Source organism: Pseudomonas lurida (assembly GCF_013522705.1).
Taxonomy (GTDB): domain Bacteria; phylum Pseudomonadota; class Gammaproteobacteria; order Pseudomonadales; family Pseudomonadaceae; genus Aquipseudomonas; species Aquipseudomonas quebecensis.
Genome location: NZ_JAAMRE010000002.1, coordinates 65,850 through 87,115, shown reverse-complemented (window position 1 = coordinate 87,115; position 21,266 = coordinate 65,850). Strand labels below are relative to the sequence as shown.

Sequence of the window (21,266 nt, the reverse complement as noted above, 5' to 3'; positions counted from 1 at the left end):
TAATGACCGCCCATTTGTCCTCGACCCTTGCTCAGGGTCTGGCAGGACAATCACTCATTCTTTCTCTCAGGTCCGGCCAGCATGACACGTAATACAACCCCCGCTTCGCCAACCAAGCCTCACAGTCCTTCCCGCGCCTGGCGCGCGATTGCTGCGGTGCTGTTCAGCGTTCTGCTGGCACCGACCGCCGCATTCGCCGACGCCACCGCGCCAGCCACGCCCACTGCCGCCGAGCAGAGCGCCGCCGCACCGGCTGCACCGGTTGCCGCGCCGGCCGCCACCGATCCGGCCGCAGCGGCCGCGGACGACACCGGCGTAGTGCTTGAAGAGAACAACACCCTGGGCATGGCCCATGACCTGTCGCCATGGGGCATGTACCAGAACGCAGACGTGGTAGTGAAGGCCGTGATGATCGGCCTGGCCATTGCCTCGATCATCACCTGGACCATCTGGATTGCCAAAGGCTTCGAGCTGTTGGGCGCCAAGCGCCGTCTGCGCACTGAAATCGTCCATCTGAAAAAGGCCGCCACCCTCAAGGAAGCCAGCGAAAGCGCCACCAAGAAAGGCACCCTGGCCAATACCCTGGTGCACGATGCGCTGGAAGAGATGCGCCTGTCGGCCAACACCCGCGAAAAAGAAGGCATCAAGGAGCGCGTAGCGTTCCGCCTGGAGCGCCTGGTGGCCGCCTGCGGTCGCAACATGAGCAGCGGCACCGGCGTGCTGGCGACCATCGGTTCAACCGCGCCGTTCGTCGGTCTGTTCGGCACCGTGTGGGGCATCATGAACAGCTTCATCGGCATCGCCAAAACCCAGACCACCAACCTCGCCGTCGTTGCCCCCGGCATCGCCGAAGCCTTGCTGGCAACCGCCCTCGGGTTGGTTGCCGCGATTCCTGCGGTGGTGATCTACAACGTCTTCGCCCGTTCGATTGCCGGCTACAAGGCTCAGGTATCGGACGCGTCGGCGGAGGTTCTGCTGCTGGTCAGCCGCGACCTCGATCACCTGCCTACCGAGCGCAGCTCGCAACCGCACATGGTGAAAGTGGGGTAATCGGCCATGGGCCTGCATTTGAATCAAGGCGACGACGAACTCGTCGAGAACCACGAAATCAACGTCACGCCGTTTATCGACGTGATGCTGGTGCTGCTGATCATCTTCATGGTGGCCGCACCGCTGGCAACTGTGGACATCAAGGTCGACCTGCCCGCCTCCAGCGCCAAACCGGCGCCACGCCCGGAAAAGCCGATCTTCCTCAGCGTCAAGGCGGATCAACGCCTGTTCCTGGGTGAAGAAGAAGTCAAGACCGAAACCCTGGGCCCGGTGCTCGACGCCAAGACCCAAGGCAAGAAAGACACGACGATCTTCTTCCAGGCTGACAAAGGCGTGGACTACGGCGATCTGATGAGCGTGATGGATGCCCTGCGCGCGGCCGGCTACCTCAAGGTTGGCCTGGTTGGACTTGAGACGGCAGCCAAGAAATGATCACGACGCGCCACAAACTGACGCGTTATGGCACCAGCCTCGCCGTCGTGCTGGGCGTGCATGCCATCGCGATTGCCATCGCACTCCATTGGTCGGCGCCGCGTACGGTGCAATTGCCGCCGGCGGCCATGGTCATCGACCTGGCGCCTGCGCCTGCGCCACCACCACCGCCGGCCCCGCCGAAGGTGGTGACGCCGCCGCAACCGCCCGCGCCGGTGGAAGAGTTGCCGCTGCCGAAAATGGCCGAGGCGCCCAAGCCGACGATCCAGGTGCCCAAGCCGGTCAAGCCCAAGCCCAAACCCCAGCCGCCCAAGCCGGTGGAAAAAAAGCCCGAGCCACCCAAGGAGAAACCGTCCGAGGAGCCGCCGAGCGATACGCCGCCGACCCAGGCGCCACCGCAGAAATCGGCACAGCCTGCTCCGGGGCCGTCGCCGCAACAGCTCGCGGCCAAGGCGTCCTGGGAAGGCACCTTGCTGGCGCATTTGCAGAAATACAAGAAGTACCCGCCAGGCGCGCAGGCACGTGGCAAGGAAGGCTTGAACCGCCTGAAGTTCGTGGTCGACGCTGAAGGCAATGTGCTGTCGTACGAGTTGGTGGGGCTCTCCGGCAACGCCGACCTGGACCGCGCCACTCTGGACATGATCCGTCGTGCCCAGCCGCTGCCCAAACCGCCGGCCGATATGGTCAAGAGCGGCAGCATCGAGATCGTTGCACCGTTCGTGTACAACATCGAAAAGCGTCGTCGCTGAACATGAGCATGGCGAGGGGTAACCCTCGCCACTTTCAGCAAAATCCTCGGCACTTCCCACTCAATCCCTTACAAACTTCTGATAACGTGCGTCTATCGATTGCAGCCGGTATGCTTGGCTCGCAACCTCATGGACGCCCGCTATGACTCTTACAGAATTACGCTACATCGTGACCCTCGCCCAAGAGCAACACTTTGGCCATGCGGCCGAGCGCTGCCATGTCAGCCAGCCGACGCTGTCGGTGGGCGTGAAAAAGCTTGAAGACGAACTCGGTGTGCTGATTTTCGAGCGCAGCAAGAGCGCCGTGCGCCTCACGCCAGTAGGCGAAGGTATCGTCGCCCAGGCCCAGAAGGTGCTGGAACAGGCGCAAAGCATTCGCGAGCTGGCCCAGGCCGGCAAGAACCAGCTCACCGCGCCGCTCAAGGTCGGGGCCATCTACACCGTCGGCCCGTACCTGTTTCCGCACCTGATCCCGCAACTGCACCGCGTCGCGCCGCAGATGCCGTTGTATATCGAAGAAAACTTCACCCACGTACTGCGCGACAAACTGCGCAACGGCGAGCTGGACGCAATCATCATCGCCCTGCCGTTCAACGAAGCGGATGTGCTCACCCTGCAGCTCTACGACGAGCCGTTCCAGGTGCTGATGCCCGCTTCCCACCCGTGGACCAAAAAAGCCACCATCGACGCCGCTCTGCTCAACGACAAGAGCCTGCTGCTGCTCGGCGAAGGCCATTGTTTCCGCGACCAGGTGCTGGAAGCCTGCCCGACCCTCACCAAAGGCAACGACGGCGCCAAGCACACCACGGTGGAATCCAGCTCCCTGGAAACCATTCGCCACATGGTCGCTTCGGGCCTGGGCATCTCGATCCTGCCGTTGTCGGCGGTGGACAGCCATCATTACGCCCCTGGCGTGATCGAAGTGCGCCCACTGACGCCACCGGTGCCGTTCCGTACCGTGGCGATCGCCTGGCGCGCCAGTTTCCCACGGCCCAAGGCGATTGAGATCCTCGCCGACTCGGTCCGCCTGTGCTCGGTGGCCAAGCCGCCTGCCGCCGCGAGCTGATCCGTCGTATGACTGAGCTGTCGCAGGTGTCGGTGACGGCACTCAAGGGTGTCGGGGACGCCATGGCCGAGAAGTTGGCCAAGGTCGGCCTGGAGAACCTCCAGGACGTACTGTTCCACCTGCCCCTGCGTTATCAGGACCGCACTCGCGTGGTGCCCATCGGCCAGCTTCGCCCTGGACAGGACGCGGTGGTCGAAGGTACGGTCAGCGGCGCCGACGTGGTGATGGGCAAGCGCCGCAGCCTGGTGGTGCGCCTGCAGGATGGTACCGGCGGCCTTAGCCTGCGCTTCTACCATTTCAGCAATGCACAGAAAGAAGGCCTTAAACGCGGTACTCGCGTGCGCTGTTACGGCGAAGCCCGCCCCGGCGCCTCGGGCCTGGAAATCTACCACCCGGAATACCGTGCAATCACCGGCGACGAACCGCCGCCGGTAGACACCACCCTCACTCCGATCTACCCGCTCACCGAAGGCCTGACTCAACAGCGCCTGCGCCAGTTGTGCATGCAGACGCTGACGATGCTCGGCCCGACCAGCCTGCCGGACTGGCTGCCCCTGGAGCTGGCCCGCGATTATCAACTGGCGCCGCTGGCCGATGCGATTCGCTACCTGCATCACCCGCCCGCCGACGCCGACGTGGACGAGCTGGCCCTGGGTCATCATTGGGCCCAGCATCGCCTGGCCTTCGAAGAGCTGCTGACCCACCAACTGTCCCAGCAACGCCTGCGCGAAAGCATGCGCTCGCTGCGCGCGCCGGCAATGCCCAAGGCCACGCGCCTGCCCGCGCAATACCTGGCCAACCTCGGGTTTGCGCCGACCGGCGCCCAGCAGCGCGTGGGCAACGAAATCGCCTACGACCTCAGCCAGCAGGAACCCATGCTGCGCCTGATCCAGGGCGACGTCGGCGCAGGCAAGACGGTGGTCGCCGCCCTCGCCGCGCTGCAGGCGCTGGAAGCCGGTTACCAGGTGGCGCTGATGGCGCCTACCGAGATTCTCGCCGAACAGCACTTCATCACTTTCAAGCGCTGGCTGGAGCCGCTGGGCCTGGAAGTCGCCTGGCTGGCCGGCAAGCTCAAGGGCAAGAACCGCGCCGCCGCGCTGGAGCAGATCGCCGCTGGCGCACCGATGGTGGTGGGCACCCACGCACTGTTCCAGGACGAAGTGCAGTTCAAGAACCTGGCCCTGGTGATCATCGACGAACAACACCGCTTCGGCGTGCAACAGCGTCTGGCCCTGCGCCAGAAAGGCGTGGGCGGGCGCATGAGCCCGCACCAACTGATCATGACCGCCACGCCGATCCCGCGCACCCTGGCGATGAGCGCCTACGCCGACCTCGACACCTCGATCCTCGATGAACTGCCGCCCGGCCGCACGCCGGTCAACACCGTGCTGGTCACCGACACGCGGCGGGTCGAGGTGATCGAACGCGTGCGTGGTGCCTGCGCCGAAGGCCGCCAGGCCTATTGGGTCTGCACCCTGATCGAAGAGTCCGAGGAACTGACCTGTCAGGCCGCCGAGACTACCTATGAAGACCTCACCAGCGCCCTGGGCGAGCTCAAGGTCGGGCTGATCCATGGCCGTATGAAACCGGCGGAAAAAGCGGCGGTGATGGCCGAATTCAAGGCCGGCAACCTGCAACTGCTGGTCGCCACCACGGTGATCGAGGTTGGCGTGGACGTGCCCAATGCCAGCCTGATGATCATCGAGAACCCCGAACGCCTGGGCCTGGCGCAGTTGCACCAGCTGCGCGGGCGCGTGGGCCGAGGCAGCGCCGCCAGCCACTGCGTGCTGCTGTACCACCCGCCGCTGTCGCAGATCGGCCGCCAGCGCCTGGGCATCATGCGCGAAACCAACGACGGTTTTGTGATTGCCGAAAAAGACCTCGAACTGCGCGGCCCCGGTGAAATGCTCGGCACCCGCCAGACCGGCCTGCTGCAATTCAAGGTAGCCGATCTGATGCGTGACGCCGACCTGCTGCCCGCCGTGCGCGATGCCGCCCAAGCCCTGCTGGAGCGCTGGCCGGATCACGTCAGCCCGTTGCTGGACCGCTGGCTGCGACACGGCCAGCAATACGGCCAGGTTTAACGCTGTCGAAGGAAAAACCGTCGCGGATCACCAACCTGGTCACAAACAGCACTTATCCGACCAACACTTGTACCAAGCTGGTTATACTTCGATGACTGTACGAAATTGGATCAGGCCATGTCAGAAGTTGCCCACGCCACAGCCCCACTGACCGCTCCGCCGGTCATTCGGGACCTGCTCGCCAAGCTAGCCGTCAGCTACACGGAAGTCGCCGAACAACCGGGCCTGAATCCTGCGCAAAAGGTCCAGGCCGTGCTGCTCGAAGATGCGGTGGGCGCATTGATGGTGCTGTTCCCGCAGAGCCAGTTACTGGACCTCAACCGCCTCGCCGAACTCACCGGCCGTCGCCTCACCGCCGTGGCGCCGGAGCGCGTCAAGCGCATGCTGGATAAACACAACCTGAGCCTGCTGCCAGGCCTGCCGCCGCTCACCAGTTCGCCCTGTCTGTATGAAGGCAGCCTGCTCAATCAACCGAGCCTGCTGGTGCATTCGGGCGAAGCCGGGCTGTTGCTGCAAATCGACACTGCAGCCTTCAAGACCCTGCTCACCAAGGCCAGCGCCGCGCAGTTCGGCGAGCCACTGAGCAACATTCGCCCGAACCTCGACCGCCCCAATGATGACCGCGAGGAAATCACCCAGGCGATGCAGGCCTTCACTGCGCGCCGTATCCAGCAACGCCTGGAAGCAACCATCGAGATTCCGCCGCTGGCCGACACCGCGCAGAAGATCATCAAGCTGCGGGTCGACCCCAACGCGACCATCGACGACATCACCGGCGTAGTGGAAACCGACCCCGCCCTGGCGGCGCAAGTGGTGAGCTGGGCCGCGTCGCCGTACTACGCGTCGCCGGGCAAGATCCGCTCCGTGGAAGACGCTATCGTGCGCGTGTTGGGTTTCGATCTGGTGATCAACCTGGCGCTCGGCCTGGCCCTGGGCAAAACCCTGAGCCTGCCCAAGGACAACCCACACCAGGCCACGCCGTACTGGCATCAATCGATCTACACCGCCGCCGTGATCGAAGGCCTGACCCGCGCCATGCCAAGGGCGCAGCGCCCTGAAGCCGGCCTGACTTACCTGGCCGGCTTGCTGCACAACTTCGGCTATCTGCTGCTGGCCCACGTATTCCCGCCGCACTTCTCGCTGATCTGTCGGCATCTGGAAGTCAACCCGCATCTGTGCCACAGCTATGTGGAGCAGCACCTGCTGGGCATCAGCCGCGAGCAGATCGGCGCCTGGCTGATGCGCTATTGGGACATGCCGGACGAACTGTCCACGGCCCTGCGTTTTCAGCATGACCCGACCTACGACGGCAACTACGCCGAGTACCCGAACCTGGTGTGCCTGGCCGTGTGCCTGCTGCGCAGCCGGGGGATCGGTTCCGGGCCGGACGAAACCATCCCGGATGCGCTGCTTGAGCGTCTGGGCTTGAGCCGGGACAAAGCTGACGAAGTGGTGGGTAAAGTACTGGACGCCGAAGTCTTGCTGCGCGAATTGGCCTCGCAATTCACTCAGGCTTGAATGTGGCGCCTGTCATATAGCAATCGGGGGCAAGCCCCCTCCCACATAGGAATGCATTCCAAATGTGGGAGGGGGCTTGCCCCCGATGAATCCAACTCGGCCTAGCTGAAAAGCCCTACTTCTTTTTCTTCGGCTTCAAGTACTTGGTCAAGCCCTGGAACCAGATCACCAGCGCCGGGTTGCCCTTGATCTGGATCGACTTGTCCTGAATCCCCGTCATGAACGCCAGTTGCTTATTCTTCGCCTGCATCGTGGCGAAGCCGTAGGCGGCATCTTTAAAGGCAATGGCAAACGCCGGCGCCGGGTGAACACCCGAACGGCTGGTGATGCGCTGGTCTTTAACAATGAAGTGACGGGCAACCTTGCCGTCGAGGGTCTGCAACTGAAACGCCAGGTCTTTGTCACCCAGCTGTTGCTGAAAGGCAGGGTTGGTGCGGCTGGCTTTGCCCATCATCAGGCCCAGCACCCACAACAGAAGACGAAATTTCATGCACACGGCCTCGGTGTAATTATTGAATGGCCGCAGCAGTGTAGCGATTTGCCGGAAGAACGCCACCGATCTCACGCTTTAGCGGGAGATCGGCTGGCGTTTAACGCTTATAGCAACATGTTACTTAAACGTTAGGGCAAGGCACCGGCGCCCAGTCGGCCAGGTTTGGATCGCGGCAGGTGCCTTCGATCTGTGCCTTACCGGCGTTGGCGACCTGCTTGCTTTCAGCTTGCTTGGTCTGCGCGGTCTGCAGGGTTTTCTCGGTCGCGACGGCTTCTTTCGGCACCACCGGCAATACCGGTTTCTTGGCCGGTTTGACAGCCTTCTTGCCCTTGGTCGGAGCAACGACCGGGGTGGTATCGGCGGTGGCCACCGTCACCACGTCGTTGCGCTGCACGCCCACCTGTTGCAGGTCTTTCTCGTAGGCCTGGGTGTAGTTGTTCAGGTCTTCAGCAGCTTTGCCGTTGACTGCCACGATCAGGTCGTTGGATTCCTTCAGGCCGGCGACGATTTCCGCCAGGCGCTTGCGGCCTTCGGTGTCGTTGACGGTCTTGGCCTTGCGGTCCGCGACGAGCTTGGTGAACGCGCTCTGGTAGCACTGCTGCGACGCTTTGGCGTAGGCGGTGCTGCGGTCGATGTCGGACGCGCTCTTGTTGACGTCAGCCGCGTAGGACGCAATGCGCTGGTTGTCGTCGGCAATCTGCTTCTGACGCTCGGTGTAGTAACCCGCCGCGCCGCCGGCCAGGGCACCGCCGGCAGCGCCGATGGCCGCGTTACGGCCACGTTTTTCCTTGTCACCGCTCAACACGCCGAGCAGTGCACCGCCGGCGGCACCGATGGCCGCGCCGGTCACAACCGACTTGGTCATGTCCGAATCGGTCGCACGCAGGTGCTGCACCGGCTCGTAGCAGCTCGGGTAATACTCGACCTTGGTGCTGGACGCGACCTTGGAGGCTGGCGACGTGGCGCAACCTGTCAGCACGGTGCTGAAACCGGCTGCGATCAGCAGCAGGTGACGCTTGGAAACCGCCTTACGGGAAAAAAGCATAAGTTGTGTTCTCTTCTAAGTTTGACTTGCCCAGCACGGCCCATGCCGCCTGAGTCCCTTCCAAGCTCGCCATACAGCCAACGATCAAGACCGCTGACCGCTCGCTGCGAGCAATTCCTTCAAGATCGTTGCCGGGTCGGCCCGCTGTTGCTTGCGGTAGTTGCCGACATGGCGAACGAACAGTGTTGCGCGCGTCACCAGGCTCTTACCGAGCACCGGCTTGCGATCCAACTCTTCCTTGATCCTTTGAAACTGCGCCTGGATCACCGCATCGGTATAGCGCGTGCCGGTGGCCAGGTTGTCAATATAGATCGCCACTGCGCCATCGAGCGCGCTGCGGCCGTTATCGATGGCCGTGGCGAACAGCTGCGCACTGGCGTCGTCCTTGGCGTCGACGGCCTGCTGACGACTCTTCTGCAGGTTCATCAAACGAATGTTGTAGTTACTGATGGTCTCGGCCACCAGGGCCGCCGACTGGATCAGATTACCCGCCGCCTCTTCGCGTTGCTGGGCGATCAGCGACACGTTGCGCTTGAGCTCCTCGTTGACCAGCCCCAATTCGGCTTGCAACTTGGGGTCGACGCTGGCGGCGATGATGCTGTCCAGGCGCTTGGTCGGGTCCTGAGCGTCGTCGATGGCGTCGGTCAGCGAAGCCAGGCGGCCTTCTTTCTGCCACTGCGCAAACAGCTCCTTGTAGCGCGAACGCGGCGCCGACAGTGCACCAATCGCCACGCGGAAACCGGTGGTCTCGTTGCTTTGCTCGGTGCCATCGGCGGCGAACAACGGATACTCGCGGCGCATGCCGGTGAACAACGTGCCCTCGCCTTCCAGGTAGTTGCCGCCCTTGACCACAAACCCGCCGTAAGTGCCCTGGCGGCGCCCGGCGTGGACCAGTTGGAAGGATTCCTGGACCATTTCCGCAGCGTTGCCAATCACATCGAACATGCCGATCGGGTTGGGCAGTTTGGTGCCGATGGGCATCAACCGCGCCGCCTGGCCGGTACCGCCGGCCACTTGGTTGAAGACGGCGTAGTCGCCCAGCGGGCCGTCACTGTCGCTGCCTTCGGCGCGGCGCGGGAACAGGCGGCCTTCCAGGTCCTGCCGGCTCACGGCCTGGGCGCCACGGGCGGCAAATTCCCACTCCACTTCGGTGGGCAGGCGCACAAATCCTACACCGCCATCATCCTCGGACGAACCGCGACCACTGACCGGCAGCGCATCGCGGTGATATTTGAGCAGCCAGGCGCTGTAGACCGCCGAGAACCGTTCGGCCTCGAACCTCGATAACTTCACCTTGGGCAAACGCGCGGCCATGCCGGTCGGCGCATCACAGGCCGGAGCCGGTTCGCCGCTGGCCAGGGATTGCGCCTGGGCCATCACCTGGGCGTACTGGCGCGCCGTCACTTCGTACTTGCCGATGAAGTACAGCATCGGCTTGAGCGGCGTCTTGGCGTCGGTCTTGGGCATCAACGGCGTGATGACCTTGCTCCAGTCCTTGGGCAGGTCCTTGAGGGTGAACTGACCGTTGATAAAGTCGCGACGGTAGCCGGAAATAAACGACTGTTGATAACCCGCTTCGCCTTCACTGAACGGATAGCCAAGGCTGATCTCGCGGTCGTCCAGAGTGCCTTGGGCCAGCACATAGGCGTAGCGGAAGACCATATTGCCTTCGCACGGCAGCGGCAGGCTCACGTCATCCGGCAACGGTTTGGGGTTGTCGAGTTTGTCGCTGGCTTCATCGGCCCAGGCCAGCGAGGCCAGGCTCAGCGCCACACAGGCGCCCAATAACTTATACATCTCTGATCCCTTCAGAAGCCTGGATACGCGCCACGCGCCAACCGCCACACGCCGCCGCCACGGCGCTGATGCCGAGCACGGCAACCAGGGCCAGGCCATAGTGATGCGCCAGCAGGCGGCTGGCGTGTTCGCCCGGCACCTGCACGAATAATTGATTCAACCCCGCCTCGGCCAGGCCATATAACCCGGCGCTGAGCACGGCGGCAAGGCTTGCGCTGTACAGCGCCTGCAGCACTACAAACAGCAACAGCGCGCCGGTGGAAAAACCCAGCAGGCGCAGCACCGACAACTCCCGTCGCTTGCGCGCCACAGCGGCCAGGGCGCCGGCAAAGATCGCCGCAAACGCCCCGGCCAAGGCCAACCCGGCGATGATCCAGAACACGATGGACAGGTTACGACTCAGAGATTGCACCTGAGCAATGTTCAATGCCTGGGTCGACACCAGCATGTTCTGTCTGGCAAAAAACACCCGTAACGGTTCCACGTCGTTGAGGCTACGCGCATACAAACGAAACGCCGGGTAGACGCGCTGCTCATTCGTGCCCACGGCCTCGCCCTCCCATCCCAGCGCCGGCACCGCCCGGCCGTCGCGATAATCTTCCGCCGCCTCGAGCAGGCCCAGCCCGGCGAACAATCCGTCGCGGGCAAACGCCTCCAGGGGCAACACCGCCAGCACCTGCAGCCGTGTATGGCGGGCCTCGACACGCCCGGCCACTTGCCGCGCGAAACTGGTCTCCAGCCAGTCACCGGGCCGCGCCGCAAGTTTCTCGGCGGCGGTGTGGCTCAGGACGATCTGCTCCAGCCCCCGAGGCACCGGCAAGCCGCCGAGCAGGGGATCGCCCGGCGCGGTCGGCAGCATCTCCAGCACCAAAGTGCCCACCTGCGCCGTCGCCGCAATCTGCCGCGTACGCGGGATGGCGAACGCCACGTCCGGCCGTTGACCCAGTTGCTCGATAAACTCGCTGCTGAATCGACCACCGCCCAGCGGAATAATTTCACGGGTGGCCGGGTCCGTCTCCAAACGTTGGGTCAAACTGCTGACCAGTCCGAATTTCAGGCCGAACAACACCAGCAACGGCGCGATCACCGCCACCAGCGCCAGCACCGAGCAGGCCGACAGCCAGGTGTCGTTGCGGTAGTCCTGCCAGGCGAGCGACGCCACCAAAGGAAAGCGCATCAGCCGGCCTCCCCCAGCGTGGCCGTGACGCCGCCGTCGCTGTCGCGCCGGCAACGAATACGCCGCACCTGCAAGCCACTGGCGCGCGCCAGGGGCTCATCGTGGGTGGCGATCACACAGGCGGCACGGTGTTCGCGGGCCTGGGCCAGCAACGCTTGCATGACCCGCTCGGCATTCAGCGGGTCGAGAGACGCCGTGGGCTCATCCGCCAATACCAGTTGCGGCGCGTGGGCCAGGGCCCGGGCGCAACTGACGCGCTGGCGCTGGCCCACCGACAATGCCGAGGGTTTCTTGGCCAACTGATCGCTGATCTCCAAGTGTTCGGCCAGGCGCGCCACGCTGCCGTCGTCCTTCAGGCCGAGCAGTTGGCGGGACAACGCGATATTGCCGCGCACATCCAGGAACCCCAGCAGCCCACCGGTCTGCAGTACATAACCCAGGTGCTGACTGCGCAACCGTGCCAGGGCCGATTGCTGATCGGCGCGCCACAACCCGGCGATATCCTGCTGATTGAACTCAAACCGGCCCACCTGATCCGGCGCCAGCACCAGTGCGAGCAGGTCCAGCAAGGTGCTTTTGCCGCAGCCGCTGGGCCCGACAATCGCCACTTGCTCGCCCGCGCGCAGGTGCAGTGCCGGAATCACCAGGCTGTAGCGCTGGCTGCCGGCGCCCCGGCTCTTGTGCACCGCGCTCAGGTTCAGCATCACGGCAGCGTCGACAATGGCACGCGGTACAACGCATCACCCGGCTCGGCATCGCCAAAGCGGACCCAGTTGGCCACGTCGTTGTGGAAGGTTTCGTAGAGGCGGATTTTCGAATCCAGCTCGTCGATGAAGTCTTCCTGCTCGGCCACGCTCAATGACAACCACAAATCCTGGGTCATGTTCAGCGACTTGCTGCGGTACGGCAGGCCTTCCAGGTATTCGCCGAGGATGCCGCCGTCGGCCAGATTGCCGCCCTTGCGCAGGGCCTGCGGGTCGCGGCTCATATAAGCCGACGCACTGGCGATTTCCTGGAAGAAGTCCTTGGGCGAGGTCTGGGTTTTGCGCGCCGCGTCGACGATCAGTTTCAGCGATTGCTGCAGGTCGTTGAGCTGCAGTTTGGTCAGCATCACGCACACCTGGAACGCCGGCAGCGCCGGGTTGGTCAGGTCGCGGTCGGCGGTCCAGGCGCTGACCAGTTGCGGCGCCTGGCTCGCGGTTTTGCGGCCGAGAAAGTCCATGTGCATCGCATAACCGACCGCCGCGGATTTGTCCGCCAGGCTCGGCGCGGCGCTGAGTGTCGGCACCGCTTGCGGCGTATTGCTGCGCACTTGGTGCACGAGGTTGGCGAACACCGTGCCGATCTCATCCACACGCTCGCCCAGCTTGCGCACATCGCCGCCGGGCACCGGTGTGTAAAGGTCGCCGATCTGTGGGTTGGCGTCGGCGGTAAGGATGCGGTACTGGCTTTCGGCGCCGGCGTGGGTTTTCTTGCCGGCGTCGGTGCGCAGGTGCAGGGCGTAGATTTTGATCTGCTTGCCCAACGCGGCCTGGCGCACTTCGGCTTCGTTCATCTGGGTGGCGGCGAACGGGTCGTTCTTGCGCAGCGCGCCGGCGTCGGTTACCAACAGGATGATGCGGCCACCGTAGCCGGACCAGTCCATGCCTTCGACCGCCTGCATCACCCCGGCAAACGCGTCCTCGTTGAACGAATGGCTGGAAACCGTCGAGGCCTTGACCTGGCGCGCCATGTCGAGAAAACGCTGCGGGTCGCGGCCCTGGTCGAGGGTGATCAGGGTCTTGGCCACGTATTCCAGGCCGGGCGTTTTCTTGATGCTGTTGCGAAAACCCACCAGCCCGAAGCTGACGCTGTCCAGCTCGCCGCGTTCGGCGATACGGGTTTGCAGTTCGTGCACCACGTCGCGGACCTGGTCGATATAGGGCTGCATCGACACGGTGGTGTCCACCACCAGTACCACGGCGGTGCGAAATGCATCGGCGTTGGCGTTGAGCACCGGCGTCGACGGCTTGGCCACCGGGCTGTTGCCTGGGTCGATGGAGGCCACGTTAAGCAACTGCACCGGCTGGCCGTTTTCGTCGAAACTCTCTTTGGAATCGAAGATCGGCAGCAGGTAGAACTGGTTCTGCGGCACGGCGCTGGCGGACGGTTCCAGGGCCAGCACCTGGCCGTTGTCTTCGCGGTTTTTCTGCGCCTTGACCAGCACGCCTTTGGCGGCGGCGGGGTCGGCGAGCAACTTCTCGACTTCGCCGGATTGACGCAGGAACATCACCGGCGCACGGCCCGAGCGTTCGGTGAACTTGAGCACCAGGCTCTGCTTCCAGTCGCTGACCTGGGCAGCCGGTAACCACCCGTCGCTGCGACCATCGGTGGCGGCGCCGACGCGCACCCACGGTTGGCCGTCGATGTCTTTACGCTGGTACACGTAGAGCACGGAGAACGCCGGCAGCGTTTTACCCGGTGCACCGCCGGCATCGCTGGAGAGTTTCGCGCCAGGCTTGCTCAGCACGCGCTGGAACAGGGTTTTCTTGCCCGCCATCAGCAACGGGCGGCCGCCGCCGTCCGCTTCGGCCACTGCCGGTTTCGCCTCTGGCGGCGCGGTCGGCGTCGCTGGCGGTTTCGGCAGGCTGGCGGTGGGCGCGGCCGCTGGCGTATCGCTGCGACTCATCCACCAGTAACTGCCCCCGCCGATGGCCAATGCCACCGCGACCGCCACGGCCGCCAAGGCCAGCACCGGTCCACGCCGCTGCTCGCCGTGCTGGGTTGGCGTGACCACCGGCTGACGCACCGGAGGCGGCGCGGGCTGGGGCTTGTCGGTGGGGATTTCGATGGATTGCGGCGTGATCCCCGCCAGATCGAAACTGAGCGGCAGCGGCGCCGGGCGCACCAGGGTCGCCTCCGGCGAATCGGCCGGCAGTTGATCCAGCGCCAGCAGCAACGCCGCCGCATCCGGGAAGCGATCGGCGGGGTCCTTGGCCAACAGTTTGCGCAACACCGCTTGATAACGGCCGTGGTGCACCGGCAACTCCGGCAACGGTTCGGTCAGGTGCGCCAGGGCGGTGGAGAGCGCATCGGTGCCGTTATACGGCAGCTCGCCCACCAGGATTTCATACAGCACCACGCCCAGGGCGTAGAGGTCGGCGCGCCCGTCGATCTCCTGCCCGCGTGCCTGCTCGGGGCTCATGTAGCTCGGGGTGCCCACGGCGAAACCGGCCTGGGTGAACTGGGTGCGGTCGTCAAGGGATTTGGCGATGCCGAAGTCGGACAACACCGCCGTGCCGTCGGCGCGGAACAGGATGTTCGCCGGCTTGACGTCACGGTGCACCAGGCCCTGGGCATGGGCGTAACCCAACGCCGAGGCGATCTGGCGGATCAACGTCACGCCCTGCTCCGGCGTCATGCCGGCGGCGATGCGCTCCTTGAGCGTGCCGTTGGGCAGGTATTCCATGGCCATGTAGTACAGCTCACCGACATTGCCGATGTCATGGATGGTCACGGTGTGCGGGTGCGAAAGGCGCGCCAGGGTCTTGCCCTCGCGCAGGAAGCGCTCGCAGAAACTCGGGTCGGCCGCCAGGGCCGCCGCCATCACCTTCAACGCCACCTTGCGCTCCAGTGAACGCTGGGTGGCAAGATACACATTGGCCATGGCGCCTTCGCCGATCTCGCCTTCGATGTCATAACCCGGAATCAGGATGTTCATGCCGATACCTTCACGACAATGGCGGTGATGTTATCCGGCGCGCCTCGGTTGAGGCCCAGATGCACCAGGCTGCGCACGATTTCATCCGGCGCGTCATGGCCCAGCACTTCGCGGATCTCATGGTCTTCGACGGTTTTGTTGAGGCCGTCGCTGCACAGCAGGTAAGTGTCGCCGGGGGCGATCAACAAGTCGACCACCGCCAGGTCCAGGTGCGCCTCCACACCGATGGCGCGGGTGACGATGTTGGCGCGCGGGTGCACACGAGCGTCGGCTTCGCTGAGCAAACCGCTGTCTTGCAGGTCCTGCACGTAGCTGTGGTCGCGGGAAATGCCTTCGAGCACGCCGTCGCGCAGGCGATACAGGCGACTGTCGCCGGCCCACAGGCACACGCCGCGCAGGCCACGGGCAGCGAAAACCACCACCGTGCTGCCCATCATGGTCACGCCACGGTTGGCGGTTTCCTCGCGCACGGCGGCGTTGATACGGACCAGGTCGTTGCGCAGCGCCGCCGTGTATTCATCCAGCGAGCGACCCAGCGGCACGTTGCGCAGGCTGTCGACGATCAGGCTGCTGACGTAATCGCCCGCCGCATGCCCGCCCATGCCATCGGCCACCACCCACAGGCGGTTCTCCGGCAGGTCCAGGCACGCATCTTCATTGACCTGCCGCACCATGCCCACATGGCTTTTGCTCGCGGATTTGTACGTCGACCCCATCTACACCACACCTTCTTGTCCGAGCAAAAACTGCGCAAAATCGCTGGCGGCAGGCAGGCCCTGACACCGCAATAAACCAGGAGAAATCTGTTGCGAGCCGCGCCCCCACCACAGGCTGGCGCCTTCGCATGCCTGTTCGGCCAGCGCGGCCAGGCGGCCTTGGGGCTCGGTCGCGACGACGCGCTGCAGACCGGCGAAACGGCCGTCGAGGGCGCGCGGCTCGGCGGTCGGCACACCCAGACGGTCGAGCCCCTCGTTGAAGCCTTCAAAGGTCGCGCCGCTGTCCAGGGTACCCAGCAGCAACGCTTCGACCTGCTCGAACCAGGCGTCCGGCCCGCCCACCAGCGAGGCGGGGTTGGTGTTGTGATCCAGCAGCGCCACCACCGCCAGCGGGAAGTACCGCCCGACCCGGTCGATGCTCGGCATCACTACCCCTGCGGCCGCGTCCGGCCCGCAGACGCCCGGCGCCAGCACAAAACGCCACAGCGGGCTGACCAGGTACGCATTGAGCCAGCCAGCGCCCAGGCTGTTCTGGCTGGCGAGCAACCCCGCCGCCAGCCAGCTGTCCCACGGGCCGATAAAGCTCTGGGGCAAGGCGCGGCTGACGAAATCGCCACGGCTGGCCAATTTGCCGTAGAAGCCCAACGTCGTCATAGCCGCTCCGGCAGGCTGAAGCCGCTGAGCACGCGACTCTTGAACGGGTTGAAGGCACTGTTGGCGCGCAGCTCGTAAGCGATACTCGCGCCATCGACGCGCAGGCGCAGGTTGAAACGGTCCGGTGAGTTGCCGGGGGTCAGGTCCGACTGTTCCAGCAGGCGGAACCAGGCCCACGGGCCGTCGAGGGTTACGCCGGAACGGCCACTGGCCGACGGCGGCATGATGGAGATACGCACCACGCCAATACTGCCGGGGTTCGGCCATTGCATCGCCACCGGACGACTCGGGCCATGGTCGTAGCTCAGTTGCTGGCCGTCCAGGTCGAGCAGGAACTGGGTGATGCTTGGGTCCATCGACACCGGCTTAAGCTCGAAACGCACAATCGGTTGGGTGCCCCCGGAGCGGAAGAACGCATCGCGAATCGTCGCGGCGCGCTGGAAGGTCTGCAGCACGCCCGGCGCGATCCCCAGTTTCTGCGCCGCGCCCGGCTGCCAGCGCCAGGTTTGCGCGGAGGTGTCCACGTAGGGCTGCAGGTATTTGCGGAAATAATTGTCCATCACCCCGCCGACGCCGAAGAACTGGCCGAAATCATCCAGCGTGGCGTCCCGCGCGCTGCCGGGTGACATCGGATAACGCCCCGCCAGCGACTGGCGATACACGTTGACCACTTCGCTGACCCAGGCCGCGTTCAGTTGGTTACGCACCCCGCCCATCATGCTGTTGGTGGTGGAGTTGACCACCGACTTGACCATGCCCTGCACCAGCGGCGGCTGGCGTTCGGCATTCAGGCTGACGCGCGTAGCCGCAGCCGCTGCCTGGTTCTTGGCCTCGCCGAGCAGCGCGTCGCCACTGGCGCCGACCATGGCGCTGACCTGCACATACAGCGCATTCATGTCCGCCAACAGGCCGTCGATGGCCGCCGGCTCGCCTTCATTTTTACTGACGATGCTGTTGAGTTCGGCGAAGTGCGCGGTGACCGGATCGTCCGTCGCCGCCGGCGCGTTGGTTGTGGGTTGCTCCTGACCCAGCAAGCTGCCGAGGCGCTCCTTGAGCTTGTCGACGCCGCCTTCCACCGGCGCGCCTTTGGCCGCCAATTGGCGTTCTTCGGCTTGCAGGTCGGTTTCCTTGGCCACCGCCACCAGCAGCTTTTTCAGCGGCGAGGTCGGCCCGGAAATCACCCGCAGCACATCGGCGGCCTGGGCCACGCTGGTGATCGGCACAAAGTCGATGTCGGCGAGCAAGGCGTCCCATTGGCGCTGGTAGTCCTGGAAATACAGGCGGCGCACATCGGCGGCCAGGCTCACCACGTTCTGCTGATCGGCCTGCTCGCGGCCCAGCACCCACTGTTCTTCGGCCAGCGTGCCGGTCTGGTTCAGGCTGCTCAGCAGGAACGCCTGACGATAACCCTTGGCGGTAAAGAACCCACTCAACGGCTCGCCCAGGGGCTTGCCGCTCTTGCGGCTGAACACCAGCGCGGCATCACGCCCGGCGGCTTCGTTGATGCGAAAGTCCGGGATGCCTTCGGGCAGTTTCTGGCGTTTGACCCGGTCATACACACGCTGCGCCACCGGCAACTGTTGCAGTTGGCGGCGCAGGTCGTCGATCAGGCGTGGGTCCAGGCGTGCGTTCGGCGGATGCCGTTCGAACAGGGCCTGCAAATGCCCGGCCAGTGCCTGGCGTTGATCGGCCGGCAGATCCCGTGGCAGGTTGCGGTCCCAGTCCAGGGCGATCCACGCCTTGATGAAATCCGGGTCGTAATGCTCGCTGTCGGCAAGCATCAGGTAAGCCTTGAGGCCTTCGTAGAGGAAGTCGGAGTTGCCGCCGCCGTGCAGTTGCTCCTCGATGCGCGTCACCAGTCGCGGGGCGAATACGGCGATCAACAATTTGCGGTAGACGCTGGCGGACTCGGCTTCGAGCATGTCGCCCTGGTACAACCCCAGGCCCTCGGACCAACTCGGCGAATCCCCCGCCAGGTTTTTCACCGCATTGAGCAGCGGCAGCACCGCGAGCACGTCGCGCTGCGCCGGGCTGAGGTTCTGTACGGTCTGGCCCAAGGGCGCGACCTTCTGGTCGACCTGGGCGATATAGGCCTGGTTGGCGCGATAGCTCACCCACCACAGGCTGCTGACCACGATCACCAAAGCCACGGTGGCCGCGAGTACACCGCGCGCAATCCACTTGCGCCGGCGTTCGACTTTCGGGTTCACACCCACCAGCCCACGCTCGGCAAAGGCCACGGCGGTAAAGAGTTTTTCGATGAAATAACTGCGCCCGGTGCCGCTCTGGCGCGCCAGGTGCTGGCGGTCCAGGTTCATGCTCTGGGCCATGGCGCCGATCAGGCGGTCAATCGGGCTGCCTTCCTGGGTGCCACTGGTGAAGTACACGCCACGCAGCAATACACGCTCTTCAAAGGCGTTGGGTTTAAACACGCCCTCAAGGAAACTCTGCAGGCAATCCTTCAAGGCGCCGAATTGCTGCGGGAAGCCGTAGATCAGGTCGCGCCGCGCCGGGTCGCGCTCTTGTTGCAGACGTTCCACCAGGCGCTCGTTGAGACGCTGTTCGAGTCCGGCGAACTCGCTCTGCAGGTGCGCCAGCGGGCTGTCATTGTTTTTACCGTCGTCCAGGGCAAAGGTCATGCCCCACACCTGGGCGCGCTCTTCCTTGCTCAGGTTGTCGAAGAACTCCATGAAGCCGGGGACCAGATCGAGCTTGGTCAGCATCAGGTAGATCGGAAAGCGCACGCCCAATTGCGTATACAGCTCCTGGATCCGCAGGCGAATCGCCGCCGCGTGGGCGGCGCGCTCGGCGTCGGTGCCGAGCAGCAGATCCGAGAGGCTGATCGCAATGAATGCGCCGTCGATGGGGCGGCGCGAGCGTTGTTTTTTCAGCAGGTCGAGAAAGCCCAGCCACGCAGCTTTATCCACCGTGGAGTTGCTGTCCTGGGTGGTATAGCGACCGGCGGTGTCGAGCAGTACGGCCTGGTCGGTGAACCACCAGTCGCAGTTACGCGTACCGCCGACACCGCGCACCGCACCGGCGCCCAGCTGCGCGGCCAGCGGAAAGTGCAGGCCGGAGTTGACCAGCGCGGTGGTCTTGCCCGAACCCGGTGGGCCGATGATCACGTACCACGGCAGTTCGTAGAGGTTGCGCCGCTCGTCGCCGCCCAGTTTGGCTTTCTTGAGCAGCGTCAGGGCCTCGTCCATGCGCTGGCGCAGGGTGGCGAGTTCTTCGGCGGTGGCCACGCTGTTGGGGTCCACCGGCGTATCCGCCGCCAGGCTGCGCATCACTTCGGCGGCCTGGCGGCGCGCCTGGATAATGCGGAACACGCGGTAGGCGATCCACACCGCGAACATCAGGACGATCAACGCCCAGCGGCGGCCTTCCGGCACCAGCACGTCGAGCAGCGGCCCGACAAACCAGATGATCAGGCTCAGGGCGATCAGGCCCAGCACCGGGATCACCCAGCGAATCATGAAACTGAAAAACGCCTTCACTCGACGCCCTCCGCCAATACGGTGATTTCAACCCGACGATTGCGGGCGCGGCCTTCGGCTGTGCTGTTGGTGGCCAGCGGCTCGGTGTCGCTTCTGCCCTCGGCACTGAAGCGTTCGGCCTGGCCGGTCTTGGCGGCAAGAATCTCCAGCACCGACTTGGCCCGCGCTTCCGACAACGCCCAGTTGGACGGGAAGCGCAGCGTGGCAATCGGACGGTTGTCGCTGTGGCCCGTGACGCGGACCTGGCCCTTGACCTTACGCACGGCGTCGGCAATGCGCAGCATCAACGGCTGGTAGTCATCGACGATGCTGGAGCTGGCGGACGCGAACAACTCGTCGCCACGAATGGTCACCACGGAGCGGTCGACCTTGTCTTCCACCGCGACGCGCCCGGCCTTGATGTCTTCCGCCAGGAAGCCGGCCAGACGCGGCCGCTCAATGACCTTGGGCTGCGCCACCGGACGGTCGATGGCCTGCACCGGGATCTCGCCCAGGGCATGGATATTCTTGAACACCGGTTCGGCCTGCGCCGCCAGCAGCATGCGCAACACGAACAGCAGCGCCAGCAGCAGCGCCAGGCCGATGGCCACGGCGATCCACGGCGGCATGAATTGCGCCAGGCGATCTCGCGCCACGGTCACACCGCGCCAATGCGGCGACAGCTCGCGCTCGTGCTCGCCACGGGCACTGCGAATGGCCGCGGCGGTGCGTTCGCGCAGGGCTTCCAACTGGCTGCGGCCGTCGTTCATCACGCGGTAGCGACCTTCGAAACCCAGGCACATGCACAGGTACAACAGCTCCAGCAGGTACAAGCGTTCCCGTGGGCTTTGCAGGCAATGGTCGAGCAACTGGAAGACTTTTTCGCCGCCCCAGGCTTCGTTATGCACGGTGATCAACAGGCTCTGCTTGCCCCACTCGCTGGTGCTGCCCCACGGCGTGCTCAACACCGCCTCATCCAGAGCGGTGCACAGCGCGTAGCGCGCCAGCAGCACTTCGTTGCGCGCCACGCCGGCGGCCTCGGCACGTTCTTCGAACTGGCGCAGGTAGGCCAACAGTTGCGCGCGCAGGCTGGCCGGCGCCGGGTGGGCGATGGTGTTGCGCAGCCGCGTCAGCAATGCCAGCAACGGGCCGGCGGCGCTTTCCAGCGGGTTGAGGCCCTGGCTCTTGCCGGTGAGCATCGGCGCGGCCGGCACTGACAAAGGCGCGGGCTCTGCACGCGCGGGTTCCGGCGCACGGCCCCCCGGGCGCGGCATGAACTGGGTGCGGTCGTCATCATTGGGATGCATCG

Annotated in this window: 16 protein-coding genes; 6 read left to right on the top strand and 10 right to left on the bottom strand. The window is 64.7% G+C overall.

The features are described from left to right. The first annotated feature begins 81 nt into the window (after nt 1-81). The 6 genes from exbB to G7025_RS01990 all read left to right on the top strand — a co-directional run bounded on the left by exbB (nt 82) and on the right by G7025_RS01990 (nt 6,899). The gene (exbB, locus tag G7025_RS02015; protein ID WP_181076255.1) at nt 82-1,050 is read left to right on the top strand and encodes a tonB-system energizer ExbB; all 969 of its coding nucleotides are present in this window, start codon (nt 82-84) and stop codon (nt 1,048-1,050) included. Between the two features lie 6 nt (nt 1,051-1,056). Next, nucleotides 1,057-1,482, top strand: a complete 426-nt coding sequence (gene exbD / locus G7025_RS02010; protein ID WP_017526806.1) for a TonB system transport protein ExbD — start codon at nt 1,057-1,059, stop codon at nt 1,480-1,482. Next, on the top strand, nt 1,479-2,231 hold the full coding sequence (locus G7025_RS02005; protein ID WP_034101489.1) for a TonB family protein: 753 nt from the start codon (nt 1,479-1,481) through the stop codon (nt 2,229-2,231). Before exbD ends, G7025_RS02005 begins: the two co-directional genes overlap by 4 nt. 142 nt (nt 2,232-2,373) lie before the next feature. Continuing rightward, nucleotides 2,374-3,297 (top strand): hydrogen peroxide-inducible genes activator, encoded by a 924-nt coding sequence (locus tag G7025_RS02000; RefSeq protein WP_181076254.1) that lies wholly within the window; start codon nt 2,374-2,376, stop codon nt 3,295-3,297. A gap of 8 nt (nt 3,298-3,305) precedes the next feature. After that, complete coding sequence (recG, locus tag G7025_RS01995) at nt 3,306-5,381, top strand: ATP-dependent DNA helicase RecG (RefSeq protein ID WP_181076252.1); 2,076 nt, start codon at nt 3,306-3,308, stop codon at nt 5,379-5,381. 117 nt (nt 5,382-5,498) lie between these two features. Continuing rightward, nucleotides 5,499-6,899, top strand: coding sequence for an aminoacyl-tRNA deacylase and HDOD domain-containing protein (locus G7025_RS01990; protein ID WP_181076251.1), 1,401 nt, complete (start codon nt 5,499-5,501; stop codon nt 6,897-6,899). 115 nt (nt 6,900-7,014) lie between these two features. On the opposite strand, the gene G7025_RS01985 is transcribed toward G7025_RS01990, so the two are convergent. The 10 genes from G7025_RS01985 to G7025_RS01940 all read right to left on the bottom strand — a co-directional run bounded on the left by G7025_RS01985 (nt 7,015) and on the right by G7025_RS01940 (nt 21,264). Next, nucleotides 7,015-7,389 carry a hypothetical protein gene (locus G7025_RS01985; protein ID WP_003195530.1) on the bottom strand — a complete coding sequence of 125 codons (375 nt, stop codon included), beginning with the start codon at nt 7,387-7,389 and terminating at the stop codon, nt 7,015-7,017. A 124-nt stretch (nt 7,390-7,513) separates the two neighbouring features. Next, complete coding sequence (tagQ, locus tag G7025_RS01980; RefSeq protein ID WP_181076249.1) at nt 7,514-8,437, bottom strand: type VI secretion system-associated lipoprotein TagQ; 924 nt, start codon at nt 8,435-8,437, stop codon at nt 7,514-7,516. An 84-nt stretch (nt 8,438-8,521) separates the two neighbouring features. After that, on the bottom strand, nt 8,522-10,234 hold the full coding sequence (locus G7025_RS01975) for a formylglycine-generating enzyme family protein (RefSeq protein WP_181076247.1): 1,713 nt from the start codon (nt 10,232-10,234) through the stop codon (nt 8,522-8,524). Then, nucleotides 10,227-11,411: an ABC transporter permease gene (locus G7025_RS01970; RefSeq protein ID WP_181076246.1), complete on the bottom strand. Its 1,185-nt coding sequence runs from the start codon at nt 11,409-11,411 to the stop codon at nt 10,227-10,229. The genes G7025_RS01975 and G7025_RS01970 overlap by 8 nt, the downstream gene beginning before the upstream one ends. Continuing rightward, the gene (locus G7025_RS01965; protein ID WP_181076575.1) at nt 11,411-12,115 is read right to left on the bottom strand and encodes an ABC transporter ATP-binding protein; all 705 of its coding nucleotides are present in this window, start codon (nt 12,113-12,115) and stop codon (nt 11,411-11,413) included. The genes G7025_RS01970 and G7025_RS01965 overlap by 1 nt, the downstream gene beginning before the upstream one ends. Continuing rightward, entirely contained in the window at nt 12,115-15,111 is a 2,997-nt protein-coding gene (locus G7025_RS01960; protein ID WP_181076244.1) for a serine/threonine-protein kinase, read from the bottom strand. Before G7025_RS01960 ends, G7025_RS01965 begins: the two co-directional genes overlap by 1 nt. Then, nucleotides 15,108-15,827 carry a PP2C family protein-serine/threonine phosphatase gene (locus G7025_RS01955; protein ID WP_181076242.1) on the bottom strand — a complete coding sequence of 240 codons (720 nt, stop codon included), beginning with the start codon at nt 15,825-15,827 and terminating at the stop codon, nt 15,108-15,110. The genes G7025_RS01960 and G7025_RS01955 overlap by 4 nt, the downstream gene beginning before the upstream one ends. Continuing rightward, on the bottom strand, nt 15,828-16,481 hold the full coding sequence (gene tagF / locus G7025_RS01950) for a type VI secretion system-associated protein TagF (protein WP_181076241.1): 654 nt from the start codon (nt 16,479-16,481) through the stop codon (nt 15,828-15,830). Further along, a complete protein-coding gene (gene tssM / locus G7025_RS01945) occupies nt 16,478-19,978 on the bottom strand; it encodes a type VI secretion system membrane subunit TssM (protein WP_181076239.1) in 3,501 nt (1,166 codons plus the stop codon). The genes tagF and tssM overlap by 4 nt, the downstream gene beginning before the upstream one ends. Next, nucleotides 19,975-21,264 carry a DotU family type VI secretion system protein gene (locus tag G7025_RS01940; protein ID WP_181076237.1) on the bottom strand — a complete coding sequence of 430 codons (1,290 nt, stop codon included), beginning with the start codon at nt 21,262-21,264 and terminating at the stop codon, nt 19,975-19,977. The genes tssM and G7025_RS01940 overlap by 4 nt, the downstream gene beginning before the upstream one ends. Nucleotides 21,265-21,266 lie beyond the last annotated feature (2 nt).